The following is a 14990-nucleotide window of genomic DNA, read 5'->3' on the forward strand; positions in this document are numbered from 1 at the left end:
CGCGAGCACGGCAATGCGCAAGATCATGAAATCGCAAGCTCCCAGCGGGAAATCATGTGTACGATAGGCAGGTTGCGGACCGTCACAACGCGGTTTCCATTCACCATCCGCCTCGTCGAATTCCAATCCGCAGATTAGCAACGAAACGTAACCATTCCGCTCAAAAAGCGTGCCCTGGTTCGGGAAAATAGGGAAGGACAGTTTTCCATGCGGCGCTGGGTGTTTCTCCTGCTCGTGCTCCTGGCACCTGCGGCACATGCCTTCGATTTGCCCGGACTCAGCCGGGATTCTGGGCAATACCGCAACGAACTGGAGCGCCGCTTCCCCGCCGGGGGCACCCCGCAGCAGCGCACGGCCGCCGAAGCCCGCGCCGCCACGGCCGAGCGCCAGAACAATTGGGCGAATGCCGCCCAGGCCTGGGAAGAGCGTGCCGCGATGGGCGAGGCCTCGCCCGCCCAGTGGCTCTCGCTCGCCCGCGCCCAGCTCCGCCGCACGCCGCCCGAAGCCGCGCGGGCGCTTTCCGCCGCCTGGCAGAACTTCATGTCCGTCCCCGGCGGCCCGCCCGAGATCCCCTCGCTCCTGGTCATCGCCGAAGCCCTGCAGCGCCTGAACCGCCCTGCCCAGCAGATCGCGGCCCTGGAGGCGGTGGTGGAGCGCGCGCCCGGCGAGCAGCGTTACGTGGAGGCCCTCACCCAGGCCCGCCGCGCCGCCGGCCTTCTGATCGCCCGTCTCAACCTGGAACCGGAGGCCGAGCCGGCCCGCGCCTGCTTCACCTTCACCGTCCCGCCCGCCCGCCGCAGCGATTGGCAACCCCAGGACTGGCTCCGGGCGGAGCCGCCGCAGCCCGGCCTTTCCTTCCAGCGGGAGCAGGACAGCCTCTGCGTCGTCGGCCTGCCGCATGGGCGGACCACCCGCGTCATCCTGCGCGCCGGCCTGCCGGGGGAGGACGACCTCCGCCTGCTCAACGACACCCCCGTCAACATCGCCATGCCGGACCGGCGCCCGCGCCTCGCCTTCGACAGCCGCGCCTTCATCCTGGCGCGGGGCCAGGAGGCCCGCGTGCCGCTGGCGGCCATGAACCTCTCCACGCTGAACCTCCGCATCGTCCGCGTCGCGGAGCGCAACCTCGTGCCCCTCACGCGCGACTGGCGCCTGGGCGAGGCGATGAACAACTGGACCGCCAGCGACCTGCCCGACACGTGGGGCCGCATCGTCTGGCAGGGCACGGTCGACCTGCCGCGCGGCGAGGCCAACCGGATCCAGCGCCTGAGCATCCCCCTGCCGCCGCAGCTGCGCGAAGCCGGCCCCGGCCTCTACATGCTGATCGCCCGCCCCAATGACGGCACGCGCAATGCCGACGAGCTGACGGCCGCGCAGCCCGTGGTGCTGACAGACCTCGGCCTCACCGTCTGGCGCGGCGAGGGCGGCATGGCGGTCCAGGCCCGCCGCCTCGGCGCGGCCCGCCCGGCGGGCGGCGTCCGCGTCGCCCTCATGTCCCGCAACAACGAGATCCTGGCCGAGGAGACGAGCGGCGAGGACGGGCTGGTGCGCTTCGCCGCCGCCCTGCTGCGCGGCGAGGGCCCGATGGCGCCCGTCTCGCTGCATGCCATGACGGATGACGATCTCGTGGCGCTGGACCTCGAGGCCGCGGCCTTCGACCTCTCCGACCGCGGCGTCTCGGGCCGCGAGCATCCGGGGCCTCTGGACGCCTTCCTCTGGCTCGACCGCGGCATCTACCGGCCGGGCGAGACGGTCCAGGCCATGGCGCTGCTGCGCAATGCCGCCGGCCAGCCCTCCGACGTTCCCCTCCGGCTGCGCCTGCGCCGCCCCAACGGCCAGGTCGCCGCCGAGACGGTGGTGCGCGACGGTGGCCACTGGCCCGTGACCCTGCCCAGCGCGGCCCCGGTCGGCGTCTGGAAGATCGAAGCGCTGACCGACCCCGACGCGCCCCCGGTGGGCGAGGCGAGCTTGCGGGTCGACGCCTTCGTGCCCGAGCGCCTCGCAGTCGAGGCCGGTCCCGTTCCCGGCGCCCTGGTTCCGGGCCGGCCGCTGCTCATCCCGGTCACCGCCCGCTTCCTCTACGGCGCGCCCGGCTCGGGCCTGACCGGCAGCGCGGAGCTGCGCCTCGTCACCCAGCGCAGCCCCTTCCCTGAGCTGCGCGACTACCAGTTCGGCCTGGAGGACGAGAGCTTCAGTCCCGACCTCATCGGCGCCGACCTGCCCGAGACGGATGCGGACGGCCGCGCCACGCTGGAGCTCAGCCTGCCCAGCGCGCCGGACACGACGCGCCCCCTGCGCGGCGAGGTCACCATCTCGGTGGACGAGCCGGGCGGCCGCAGCACGCGGACGGAGCTCAACATCGCCGTGGCCGGCGCCCAGCGGCTGGTGGGCATCCGCGGCCCGCAATCCGTGAACGCGAACTCCGAGGCAGCCTTCGAGATTGTCGTCGCCAATCCCGAGGGCCAGCCGCAGGCCGCCGAGCTGAACCTGCGCCTCGTCCGCGAGCGGCCGAGCTGGCGCATGGTCGTGCGCGGCAGCTACTCCCGCTACGAGACGATCTGGACCGACGAGCCGGTGGACACGGCGACCGCCCGCGCCACCGCGACGGAGCCCGCCCGCTTCGCGCGCAGCCTGCCCTTCGGCCGCTACCGGCTGGAGGCGCGGGAGGCGAACGGCATGGCCATCGCCTCCTTCCGCTTCCGCTCCGGCTGGGTCGCCAGTGAATCGGCGGAGGTGCCGGACAAGGTGGATGTCGCGGCGGACCGGCCCTCCTACGCCCCGGGGCAGCCGGTGACGCTGCGCATCACGCCGCCCTTCGCCGGCCGCGCGAGCCTCGCCATCCTGACAGACCGGCTGGTCTCGCTGCGCGAGATCGAAGTGCCGGAGGCCGGCGGCGAGGTGACGCTGGAAGCCGACCCCGCCTGGGGAGCCGGCGCCTATGCCGCCGTCACCGTCTACCGCCCCGGCGCGCCGCAGGACGCGCCCGGCCGCGCGCTGGGCCTGGCGTGGCTGCAGATCGACCCCGCCTCGCGGCGGCTGGAGGTGAGCCTCGGCGGACCCGACCTCGCGCGGCCGCAGACGCGCATCGAGCTGCCGGTGACCATCGCGGGCGCCCAGGGCGAGGTGAAGCTCACCCTCGCCGCGGTGGATGAGGGGATCCTGCGCCTCACCCGCTTCGCCGCGCCCGACCCGCTGGCCCACTATACCGGCCGGCGCACGCTGGGCGCGGACATCCGCGACGACTACGGCCGCCTGATCCGCTACGACGACGGCATGCCCACGGCGCTGCGCCAGGGCGGCGACGAGCTGGGCAATCTCGGCGCGCTGCGCATTCCCCAGCGCAACGTCGTCCTGTTCAGCGGCGTGGTGACGACCGATGCCAACGGCCGCGCGACCATCCCGCTCGACATCCCCGACTTCGCCGGCGAGCTGCGGCTGATGGCCGTCGCCTGGCAGGGCCCCAAGGTGGGCTCGGCGAGCCGCGCGCTCACCGTGCGCGACCGTGCGCTGGCCGAGCCGCTGCTGCCCCGCTTCCTCGCGCCGGGCGACGAGGCGACCATGCCCGTCCTGCTGCACAACCTGGAACTGCCGCCGGGCGAGCTGAGCGCGACGCTGACCACCGAGGGCGCCATCGCCATCGGCGGCCCGACGCGCCTCGCCGCGCGGCTCGCGACCGGGTCGCGCGCCCAGCCCGCCACCACGCTGCGAGCCACCGGCTCGGGCGAGGGCATCCTGCGCATCGCGGTCGCCGGGCCGGACGGCTTCACCGCGACGCGCGAGACGCGGATCGAGGTTCGCTCCTCACGCGGGCTGGCGACAGCCGCCACCACCATGGAGATCGCGCCCGGCCAGGAGGCGCGGCTGGCGCCCGATGCCGCGCGCTTCATCCCCGGCGCCTGGCGCGCCCGCGCCCGCCTCGGCACGCCCGTCCGCTACGACGCGGAGGGCATGCTGCGCCGGCTGGAGGCCTTCCCGCTCGCCTGCCTGGAGCAGCTGTCCTCGCAGGCGCTCGGCATCGGCGCCGCCATCAGCGAGGGCAGCACGCCCGAGCAGGCGGCGCGGCTGCAGCGCGTGGTGGATGGCATCCTCTCGCGCCAGCGGTTCGACGGCAGCTTCGGCCTTTGGTCGGCCCAGGCGGAGCCGGAGTTCTGGACCTCGGCCTATGCTGCCGAGGCGCTGATCCGCGCGCGCGCCGCCGGCGCCGCCGTGGCGGACGCCGCGCTGGAGGCTTCCCTCACCGATCTCAACGAACGCCTGGAGGAGACCTCGGCCGACGATCCCCGTGAATTCGCGGCCCAGGCGGCGCGGCTGAATACGCTGTCGCTCGCCGGGCGCCACCGGCTGGGCGCGGCGCGCCGGCTGATCGAGATGATGGACCGCCTGCCGACGCCGCTGGCCCGCGCGCAGCTCGGCGCCGCCTTCGCCCGCGCCGGCGACCAGGAGCGCGCGAACCGCGCCTTCGCGGCCGCCCTGGCCGCGCCGGGCCGTCGCGACTGGCTCTACGACTATGGCAGCGCCGCGCGCGACGCCATGGCGCTCGTGGTCCTGCTGCGGGAGGGCAATGCGCCCGCGGCGATGCAGCGCCAAGCCCTCGAACGCCTTCCGGGGCCGGAGTTGACGCCGCAATCCGCCTCCACGCAGGAGCAGGCCTGGGCCATGCTCGCCGCCGCCTCGCTGGGGCGCGACGGGAGGCCCGTCCGCGCCAGCTTCGACGGGCAGGCCGTCACCGGGCGCTCGCTGCCGGTCGCGGCCGGCGGCGCGCTCCGCAACCTGGGCGACGCGCCGCTGCCGGTGGTGCTCACCGTCACGGGCATCCCGGCGGAGGCGCTTCCGGCCGGGCGGAACAACATGACCATCCGCCGCCGCTTCGTCGGCCTCGATGGCATGGCGCTGAACCTCGACCAGCTGAAGGCCGGCCAGTCCTTCATCATGGTCGTGGAGGCGCGGGCCGATTCCGGGCAGGAGCACCTGGCCATGATCACGCAGGGCCTGCCCGCGGGATGGGAGATCGTGGCGCGGCTCGGCCCCGGCGCCGTGCCCGGCCTTCCGGGCCTCGGCGAGCTGCCGGAGCCCGATGCCCAGCCCGCGCTGGACGACCGTCTCGCCGCTGCCTTCACCTTCACCTCGGATCAGCGCGAGTTCCGGATGGCGGTGCGGATCAGGGCCGTGACGGCGGGCCGCTTCGAGCTGCCCGGCGCCGAGGTCTCGGACATGTACCGCCCGGCCTTCTTCGCGCGGCAGGCGACGGGGCGGATCACCGTCCTGCCGCCCTGACGGGTCAGACCAGGACCATCCGCTGAACCAGGGCGCGCTGCGTCGGCGCGCCCTGCGAGAGAAGATCCTCGCGCGGCACATCCAGGAGCCGCGCGCCATGGGCGCGCGCGATGTCCCGCCCCTCGCCCTCGGACATCAGCGCGCAGTCGCCCGGGGCGATCACGGCCATTCCCTCCTCCGGCGGCGCGCCGGGCAGGCCGAGGCGCGGCCAGGCCCAGCCGTGATCCGCCACCACGCGCCCGCCCTCGCGCCGGCAGGGCTCGGGACGCCAGCCGGGAATGCCCTCGCGCAGCAGCGCCAGGAAGCCGGGCTCCATCGCGCCGATCGCCGTGTCCAGCCAGACGCGCGGCTGGCGCGGCGGCGGGAAGGAGGCCGCGAGCGCCTCGCCCAGCGCGCCCGCATCGGCACCGGTCAGCGGCAGCTCCGCGCCCGCCCGCAGCATGGCCTGCGCCGCCGCCTTCGGCCCTTGGTCGTAGGCGCGCTCGATGAAGGCGGCATAGGCGGCCGCGATCCGGCGCGGCGAGAGCTCATGCTCCGCCCATCGCCGCGCGGCCTGCCCCATCTCGAGGCGCCGCGCAGGGTCCCCCCAGAGGGCGAGCAGCGCATCCGTCAGTTCGGTGAGTGCCGCGGGTTCCGGGATCAGCAGTGCGCCGGAATCCTGCAGCTCCGCCATCGCGCCATGCCGGTTGGCGATGAGCGGAAGGCCCGCCATCAGCACGTCCTTCACGGCGCCCGAGCTCTCGCCCCGGCTGTCCTGGCGCAGCTGCACGGCGGCATCGGCGGCGGCGAGCCACAGCCGGTATACATCCACCGAGACGCGCCCCGTCACCGTCACCCGGCCGCCGAGGCCAAGCTTCTCCGCCTCCGCCAGCACGGCGGGCCCCGTCCCCTCCTCCGAGCCGCCGACGAAGACCAGCCGCGCATCCGGATCCTTCCGCGCGATCGCGGCGAAGCCGGAGAGTACGCGGCCGGGCAGCTTCTTCGGCGTCATCAGGCCGAAGCTCACCAGCAGGAAGGCGCGCGGGGGACATGGCAGCGCGGCCCGCGCCGCCTCGCGCTCGGGCAGGCGGAGCGGCTGGCGGAGATGGGGGATGACGGCGCTGCCCTGCACGATGGCGGGACCGTACTCGGCCTCCAGCAGCCAGCGCGCATGGCCCGAATGCAGCACCACGGCGAGCGCATCCGTCAGCGGCCCGGCGCCGCCCGTCAGCACGCGCGAGGAGAAGCAGGCGGGATAGCCCTCCTCCCGCACGAGGCGCTGCGCGCGGGGCTCGCTCTCGGCCTGGGCGTCGATGTGATTGCGCAGGTCGGTGATCGCGGAATCGTGCAGCGTCACCACGCCCGCATGCAGCGGCAGCAGCCGGGTCAGCGCCTGCGCATGCAGCGGGTTGTTGCCGAGCTGGTAGAGCACGCGGTCGAAGCGCGCGCCGTCGCGCAGGAAATCCGCCTCGCTCATGCAGGGCCAGGCGCCCGCGAGCCAGCCATCCACCGCCGCGCCGGTCACGGGCGTCACGGCATAGTGCTCGGCCAGCACGGGCAGCAGCTCCGACGCGTAGTCGGAGATGCCGCTCGGCACCGGCGGCAGCGGCGAGACGAAAGCGAGCGTGCGGCGCCGCCTCGGCCTGCCGCCCAGGCGGCGGATGGGCGCGGCCTCGAAGGCGTCCCACGCGCGGGCGGCCACCATGTCCCAGCTGAACTCGCGCGCGCGGCGGGGGCCATAGGCGGCGAGGTCCGCGCGCAGCTCCGGCGCCTCCAGCAGCCGCGTCATCAGCGCCGCCAGAGCCGCGTCGTCGCGCGGGTCGAAGAGCGCGTCCGCGCGTCCCACCACCTCCGGCATGGCGGAAGTGTCGCTCGCGATGCAGGGCGCGCCGCAGGCCATGGCCTCCAGGATGGGCAGGCCGAAGCCCTCGGCCAGCGAGGGCATGACGAAGAGCGCGGTCGCCTCGTAGAGGCCGGGCAGGTCCGCCTCCTCCACGAAGGGCAGGCAGATCATCTCGCTGTCCGAGACCCCGGCGGCGCGTGCCTGCTCGCGCAGATGCGGCGGGTTCACATGGCCGATGGCGAGCGGATGGCGCGCGCGCAGCGCGGGGGGCAGGCGGGCGAAGGCGCGCAGCAGCACGCCCTCGTTCTTTCGCGGATCGCCTGCACCGAGATAGAGAAGGAAGCCCTCGCGCAGGCCGTACCGCGCGAGCAGCGCCGCGCGCGCGCCACCATCCAGGCGCGGCGGCGCGAAATCCGCCGCGACACCGCCGCCGATCACGCGCACGCGGTCGGGCGGCAGGGAGAGGTGGCGCAAAAGCTCCGCGCGCGTCGCCTCGGAATTGGCCAGCAGCGGGGCGCAGAGCGAGACCTCGCGCAGGCAACGCGCATACCACGGCACCAGCCCCGCATCGCGCCACATGCCGTCCAGATAGGTCTCGCGCAGCGTGAGCGGGATGAGATCGTGCACCGTCGCGGCGATAACAGGCCGCTCGTACTCGTCGGGCCAGGTGGTCACGACGTCGTGGCGCCAGCCCTCGAAGACGCTGCCGAGATGCAGCAGGTCCGGCGCCGCCTCGTGTACCGCCTGGGCGCGCAGCTGCTCGGCGAACCGGCGGCGCGGCGATTGCGGATCGCTGCCCGCGGCCGAGCCGTCCGGCGCGTGCCAGCGGCGGATGGCATCGCGGCCGAGCAGCGGCTCGAACTCCTCCACCAGCCGCGCCGCGGATTCCGAGAGCCGCGTGTTCAGCAGGATCGAGATCTCGTGCCCGCGCCGCCCGCGCACGAGAGCACGCGCCAGCGCCAGGCTGTAGCGGCCGAGCCCCGCATGCCGCGCGGCGCCCTGCACTCCCTGCAGATCGAGGAGAAGCCGCACCTCAGCCCTTCCGGGCAGCGGCGAGGCGCAGCGCGGCGCGCCCGCCCTCCCCGCCCGGCAGCGCGGCGGGGCCGGCCTTCACCTCGGCGGCGAGCCGCGCCTCCAGCGCGCGCAGCCGCTCGGGCGAAAGGGTGGTTCCAGTGCGCGGATCGGCCAGCGTCATCGCCTCCAGCATGGCGAGGCGCCCGGCCATGTCGTCCGCCGCCGCCCAGCGCAGCGAGGCGAGGCGGATGGGCGGAACGCCGCCGCCCTCCATCGCCAGCACCAGCTCCGCGCGTCCCTTCGCATCGGTCATGACACTGGTGAGCAACAGGAGCGTGCCGCCGGAATCCGGCAGCTCCTGCGTGCCGGCCGGGTGCAGCAGCGTGCCCGAGGCGCCGGGCCGCAGCGTCAGCTGCAGCAACAGCTTGATCTCGGCGGAGGGCGCGGCAGGCAGGTTGAGGCGCAGCACCGCCCGCGCCTCGCGCGCCGCGACGCCGCCGCTATCGGCGGCAAGGTCCCAGCCCTCGCCGAGCAGGCTGTGCCAGCCTGGGTCGCCGCCACCGAAGACCACCAGCCGCGCCGGCGCGATCTCGGCCGCCTCGGGCGCCGCGGCCGTGATCTCGCGCAGCGCCACGCGGATGGGCCGCGTCTCGCCCCGCGGCGGATCGTGCGGCCCGGACAGCACCAGGCGCAGCGTCACCGGACCGGCTGGCACATCGATCGCGAGGGTCGCATCCTCGCCCCCGCGCAGGCCGATCCAGCGGATGGGCCCATCCTCCAGCGCCACGCCCGCATGGTTGTCGCGCGCCCAGGGCGCCGCGCCGAGCCGCAGCCAGAGCCGCAGCGGCGCCGCGCATTCCAGATGGATCGTGCCCGACTCCCCGATGAGCCAGGAGCCCACCTCCTCCGGCACGTCGAAGCCCGCGCCGAGCGCGAGGCTGGACGCCGGCCAGGCCGCCGCGTCCGGCCCGGCGGCGAAGGAGAGCGCCTGGCCCTCCGCCAGCTTGGGCGCCTCGCGCTCCGGCCGCTGCGGCGGCGGGCGGGACATGCAGTCCGCGACCTCGTGCAGGAAATGGCGCGTCACGTCGGCCCAGGTGCGCGGCACGAATTCCGCGCGCAGCCGCGCCTCGGCCGCCGCGAGCGCATCGCGGTCCTCGAGGAAGTGGCGCACGCGCCCGGCGATGTCGCGCGGGCTGTAGGCGTCGATGGGCTCGGCGAAGCCCGCGCCGGCCTCGGGCGTGGCGCCCTCCATCGCCGCGAGGCAGAGCTTGCCCAGCGCCAGCGATTCACCGACCGGCAGGCCCCAGCCCTCGTTGAAGGAGGGGAAGATGCTGAACAGCGCGCCGCGATACAGGCCCTCGAGCTCGGGATCCGAGATGCCGTGCAGGATGCGGATGCGCCCGTCGAGAAAGCGCGTCGCCTCCAGCTGCGCCATCAGGTCGCCGACCCGCCAGCCGGGCCGCCCCACCAGCACCAGCGGCGGCGGCTCGGCACCCTCGCGCATCAGCAGCTGCCAGGCCTGGAAGAGCGCCACGTGGTTCTTCCGGGATTCGATGGTGCCGACGCAGAGGATGTAGTCCCGGCCGCGCAGATCGGCGGCGGCCTCGGGAAAGGCATCGGCCGGCACGGCTTCGGGCGTGCTGAAGCGATGGGCCAGCGGCATGGGGCGCACCGGCATCTCGGGCGCCTCCATCTCCGCCAGCGCCTTCCGCAATTCGCGGGCGGTATATTCGGAGATGGTGATCGCGAAGTCCCAGAGGCCCGCACCCTCCTGCAGGCCGCGCCGGAACGCGTCCACCGTGCCCTGGGTTGTATGCTCGGGATGCGTCACGGGAATGAGGTCGTAGACCAGCACGCCGATGCGCAGCCCCGCCTGGCGCAGCCGCGCCAGCGCCGCCGGCGCGCCCGACCAGAACCAGAAGGCGCCCATGATGAGGAAGAGCCGCGCCGAGGAGAGATCCGTCGGCATCGCATTGTCCATCGCACGCTGCACCAGCATGCGCGCGCGCCCGGCATTGTGCGGCTCGTGCAGGCAGTAGCGGATGATGGCCTCGAGATCCTCGCGCGCGAGCGTCCAGAGGGGACCGAAACGCTCCGCCAGGAAGACGAAGCGCGCCTGCCCGCCCGCCTCGGGGTCGGAGAGAATCCCGTCCGCGAGGCCGAGTTGCACGCGCTGGATGCCGGTGGCGCGGCCCGTGCCCTCCACCAGGCTCAGCAGGTCCGTCAGGTCGTAGAGGTGCGGCCCGGCATCGGGCCGCGACGGCGGCATGGCCGGCGCGCCGCCCGCGCGGCGGACGGCCTGCCAGCTCCGCCGGTCGGGCGTCAGGGCATAGGCGGCCTGGGCGGCCAGGATGGCTTCCTCACGCTCGCCCGCGCGGAGCAGCGCGGCCGAGAGGTTGCGATGTGCCGCCGGATCGTCCTTCGCCGCCGCGGCCTCGGCCCGCGCCTGGGCCAGGCGGCCCTCGGCTTCCTCGTCCTGGGCACGTTGGCCGGCATCGCGCGGCACCGCCGCGCGGGCGACGGGCTGGCCGGAGAGCGAGGCCAGTTCCAGCGCCGCATGGTTCACCGGCGCGAGCTCGTCCGAGCGCGCATAGGCGGCCCGCGCCTCCGCGAGCCGCCCCTGCAACTTCAGCACATGGCCGAGCTGGAGCGGAATGTCGTGGTCCCGGGGCGAGATCGCGGCGGCGCGCTGGTAGGCGGCCTCCGCCTCCCGCAGGTCGCCATTCTCCTTCAGCGCATGGCCGAGCTGGACGAGGACGCCCGCGTGCTGGGGACGGATCTCGATGAATCGGCGATAGGCGGCGACGGCGGCCGGCCAGTTGCGGTCGTCACGGGCCTGGTCCCCGGCGCGGGCGGCCGCCCGGGCGGCACGGGCCTTTTGAAGTCCGGCCAGGAGTCCCAGCTGACGACGGATAGACCCGAAAAACCCCATCAAGCTCCGTCTCCGGCTGGCTTGCAGGAATCCCCCGCCCGGGCGGGTCTCGTCAAGCGCGGGGCCTGCCTAGGATGCTCGCCTTATCAGGCGGGCCGTCCTAATGAAGCCTTCTGTGGAGGACAGGGCGGCTCGGATTCGCCGTCGCATTTCGTGGAATGGCTGGAAAAAACGTGTCAACAAAGCTGACAGACTCCGGGAGCGTGGCAAACATGGCGGAACGGCCGGAACCGCAGAAGCCGGATGCGCCGCGCGGCGCCGGGGCGGGTCGCAACCTTCTCTTCCTGCGCGAGGAGGAACTGCGCCTCGCCCAGGACCTGCTCTATTTCGGCTATCGCGACTTCACCGCCGGGCCGGACCGCATTCTCGCCACCATGGAAATGGGCCGCGCGCATCACCGCGTGCTGCATTTCGTCGGCCGCGCGCCGGGCATCAAGGTGGGCGACCTGCTGCTGATTCTCGACATCACCAAGCAGTCGCTCGGCCGCGTGCTGCAGCCGATGATCGAGCAGGGCTTCGTCCGGCAGACGCCGGGCCTGAAGGACAAGCGCCAGCGCCTGCTGTTCCTCACCGAGAAGGGCGAGGAGCTGGAGCGCCGCCTTTTCGCCGCCCAGCGCGAATGGGTGCTGCGCGCCTATCGCGAGGCCGGGCCGCAGGCGGTCGAGGGCTTCCGCCAGGTCATGCGCGGCCTCATGGGCACGGAGGCCCGCGCGCAGTTCGAGCAGCTGGAGCGCACCGCCGCCCCGGGCCGCACCACCACCGCCTTCTCGCCCGCCGCCGCCCCGCGCCTCGCCCCCGGCGAGGCCAGGCGCTCCTGAAGGAAGCAACATGGCCGAAGCCACCGCCGACATCCTGGTCGTCGATGACGATGCGCGCCTGCGCGCCCTGCTCCAGCGCTACCTGGCCGAGCAGGGACACAGGGTCGCCGTCGCAGCGGATGCGGCGGAGGCCTATGCGGCGATCGGCGCCATGGCCTTCGACCTCGTGGTGCTCGACGTCATGATGCCGGGCGAGACGGGCCTGGATTTCGCCGAGCGGCTCCGGCGCGAGGGGCAGGACACGCCCATCCTCATGCTCACCGCGCGCGGCGCACCGGACGACCGCGTGGCCGGGTTCGAGCACGGCGCCGACGACTACCTGGCCAAGCCCTTCGACCCACGCGAGCTCGCGCTGCGGATCAAGACCATCCTCCGCCGCGCCGCGCCCGCGCAGCCGGCCATCGCCCTGCCCTCCGGCCCCATCCAGCTCGGCCCGCGCTGGTTCGACGCGGAGCGCTGCGAGCTGCGCGGCCCCGAGGGCACGCAGCGCCTGACGGGCGGCGAGGCGGCGCTGCTGACGGCGCTGGCCCGCCGCGCGGGCGAAGTGCTCTCGCGCGAGGAGATCGCCCAGGCGCTCGGCACCCCCGACGCCGGCGAGCGCAGCGTGGACGTGCAGGTGACGCGCCTGCGCCGCAAGATCGAGGCAGACCCGCGCGAGCCGCGCTTCCTGCACACCATCCGCCACAAGGGATATGTGCTAAGACCGGGCCCATGAGGCGGCCCGACAAATACCTCTCCCGCCGCGCCTCGACCGTGCTGCCGCGCGGGCTGCTGGCGCGAACGCTGCTCATCATGCTGGTGCCGCTGGTTATCGTGCAGGCGGTGGCGCTGCAGCTCTTCTACGGCGGACATCTCGACGTCATCTCCCGCCGGCTCACCTCGGCGCTGGCGGGCGACGTGGCCTTCGTGGGCCAGCTCATCGACATGGCGCCGCCGGAGATGCGGGCCGAGATCCTGCGCGAAGGCAACTGGCGGCTCGGCCTCTCGCTCGGCTTCGAACCCGGCGCGAGCCTCGGCACCCCGCCTGCCCGCCCCGCCTGGATGCCCTTCCTGCCCCTCGAGGAAGACCTCGACGCTGCGCTGCGCGAGCGCATGAACTACGCCTTCGACGCGGATTGGAGCAGCGACCCGCAATCCCTGGTCATCCGCGTGCAGCTGCATTCCGGCGTGCTGAGCGTCGAGGCGCCGCGCAAGCGCCTCTTCACCTCGACGCTCTACGTCTTCGTGCTCTGGCTGGTCGGCTCGGCCCTGCTGCTGGCGGGGATCGCGGTGCTGTTCATGAAGAACCAGGTGCGCGCCATCCGTCGCCTCGCCGAGGCTTCGGAGGATTTCGGCCTGGGCCGCGAGACGGGCCCCATGAAGCCCGAGGGCGCGCGGGAGGTCCGTCAGGCGGCCATCGCCTTCAACGCCATGCAGGAGCGCATCCTGCGCTTCGTGAACCAGCGGACGGAGATGCTGGCCGGCATCAGCCACGACCTGCGAACGCCGCTGACCCGCATGCGCCTCGGCCTCGTGATGCTGCCGCGCACGCCGGAGACCGAGGAGGACCTCGCCGCACTCAGCCAGGATCTCGACGAAATGGAGAGGCTGGTCGAAAGCTACCTCGCCTTCGCCCGCGGCGAGCGCACCGAGGCCCCCGAGCCTTCCGACCTCGTGGACCTGGTGGAGGACATGGCGGCCAAGGCCCGGCGCAGCGGGGCGGCGGTGGACGTGGCGGCGCCGGAAGCGCTGGTCCTGCCGATCCGCGCGGATGCGCTGAAGCGGGCGCTCGGCAATCTGCTCGACAATGCGCGGCGGCATGCGCGCCGCATCGCGATCGGCGTCCGGCCCACTCAGGAGGCCGGACGCAGCTGGGCGGAGCTGACCGTGGACGACGACGGCCCGGGCATCCCCGCCGCCGAACGGGCCGATGCCTTTCGCCCCTTCAGCAGCGGTTCGGCCACCGGCACGGGGCTCGGCCTCGCCATCGCGCGCGACATCGTCCGTGCCCATGGCGGCGACATCCTGCTGGAGGAAAGCCCGATGGGCGGCCTGCGCGCGCGGCTGCGCCTGCCCGTCTGAGTCAGAACCCGGACACGGGCGCCGTGGCGGCGAAGCCACGGCCGTAGGGCCAGAAGACCGGCTCCCCGGCCAGTTCGGCCGTCGGCTCGAACGCCATCTCGCGCCATGCCACGAGGCTGCGCGCCAGCAAGTCGGCTGCCCGCGGGTCGAAATGCGTGCCGGCGCAGGCCGCGACCTCGCGAAGCGCCGCCGCGTGGCTGAGCGGCGGGCGGTAGCCGCGGCCGGGCTCCGTCATGGCGACGAAGGAATCGGCCACCGCCACCACTCGCACGACGGGCGGCATAGACGCCGCCGGCCGCCCGGAAGGGTATCCGCCCGGACCCGACCAGCGCTCATGGTGATCACGTGCAACGGCGATCACGTCCTCGCCGAAGCCCTGGGCTGCGAGCAACTCGGCCCCCAGCGCCGGATGCTCCATCATCAGGACCCGCTCCGCCCCGTCGAGCGGCTGATCCGACTCGAGGATCGAACGCGGCACGTAGAGCTTGCCCACATCGTGCAGCAGGCTTCCCAGCAGCGCGGCATCAGCGGGCCCGACCCATTCCGGGTCCGTCTCCCACATCGCCATGACGAGTTGCGCGACCCGCAGCGCATGGGCCGCGCCCTGCGGAAAATGATTGGCCAGGCGGCCCAGCAGAGAGGCTGCCCGCTCCTCGCTGCCAGGCGGCAGGTCGATTCCGAAACTGGCCGGCGGCAGCACGCGGAAGGGTGGGGGCAGTCGGAACAGCATTCGCGGACCCAGAAGAGGCTGCGGGCAGCCTAGGCGTCGAGGGCTGCCCCGGCGGGCAGAGAGGCGTGCAGAACTGCGGTCGGCAACCCCAGGTTGCACACGACATTGTGCACAATTGTCGATTCCATGATGGCCGTGTGAGGAACATGCACGCGTGCCGCTCAGCAACTTAAGGTTGCAACGCCCCCGGGCCCTGCTACCGGTTCAAACAGCGCGTTTTGGATCGACAAATATCCACATAGGACAGCCCAACCTCAACATTCCCTTAAGTTTCTCCGCTGGCCCGTCGGCGTTGGGGCGTCGAAATCTGATCCACCCCTCCGCCGAGCCAGACGATGC

The 14990-nt window shown here is 73.6% G+C and carries 7 protein-coding genes; 4 read left to right on the top strand and 3 right to left on the bottom strand.

Going from position 1 to position 14990, the window contains the following annotated elements:
• The first annotated feature begins 207 nt into the window (after nucleotides 1-207).
• Complete coding sequence (locus tag WJM96_RS11100; protein ID WP_424812553.1) at nucleotides 208-5274, top strand: alpha-2-macroglobulin family protein; 5067 nt, start codon at nucleotides 208-210, stop codon at nucleotides 5272-5274.
• 4 nt (nucleotides 5275-5278) lie between these two features.
• Here WJM96_RS11100 and WJM96_RS11105 read toward each other — a convergent pair whose 3' ends face one another.
• The gene (locus tag WJM96_RS11105) at nucleotides 5279-8128 is read right to left on the bottom strand and encodes a glycosyltransferase (protein ID WP_424812554.1); all 2850 of its coding nucleotides are present in this window, start codon (nucleotides 8126-8128) and stop codon (nucleotides 5279-5281) included.
• Nucleotide 8129: 1 nt separating this feature from the next.
• Complete coding sequence (locus WJM96_RS11110; protein WP_424813095.1) at nucleotides 8130-11042, bottom strand: glycosyltransferase; 2913 nt, start codon at nucleotides 11040-11042, stop codon at nucleotides 8130-8132.
• A 212-nt stretch (nucleotides 11043-11254) separates the two neighbouring features.
• Between WJM96_RS11110 and WJM96_RS11115 the strand changes: the two genes are divergently transcribed.
• Genes WJM96_RS11115 through WJM96_RS11125 form a run of 3 tightly spaced genes read left to right on the top strand, consistent with a single transcriptional unit; the run spans nucleotide 11255 to nucleotide 13921 of the window.
• Entirely contained in the window at nucleotides 11255-11860 is a 606-nt protein-coding gene (locus WJM96_RS11115; protein ID WP_424812555.1) for a MarR family winged helix-turn-helix transcriptional regulator, read from the top strand.
• Nucleotides 11861-11870: 10 nt separating this feature from the next.
• Nucleotides 11871-12575 (top strand): response regulator, encoded by a 705-nt coding sequence (locus tag WJM96_RS11120; RefSeq protein ID WP_424812556.1) that lies wholly within the window; start codon nucleotides 11871-11873, stop codon nucleotides 12573-12575.
• Nucleotides 12572-13921 carry an ATP-binding protein gene (locus WJM96_RS11125; RefSeq protein WP_424812557.1) on the top strand — a complete coding sequence of 450 codons (1350 nt, stop codon included), beginning with the start codon at nucleotides 12572-12574 and terminating at the stop codon, nucleotides 13919-13921. The genes WJM96_RS11120 and WJM96_RS11125 overlap by 4 nt, the downstream gene beginning before the upstream one ends.
• 1 nt (nucleotide 13922) lies before the next feature.
• Here the strand turns inward: WJM96_RS11125 and WJM96_RS11130 are convergent, their stop codons facing one another.
• Entirely contained in the window at nucleotides 13923-14651 is a 729-nt protein-coding gene (locus WJM96_RS11130) for an HD-GYP domain-containing protein (RefSeq protein ID WP_424812558.1), read from the bottom strand.
• Between the last annotated feature and the right edge of the window lie 339 nt (nucleotides 14652-14990).

It is taken from the genome of Roseococcus sp. YIM B11640 (genome assembly GCF_049727625.1).
Classification (GTDB): Bacteria; Pseudomonadota; Alphaproteobacteria; order Acetobacterales; family Acetobacteraceae; genus Roseococcus.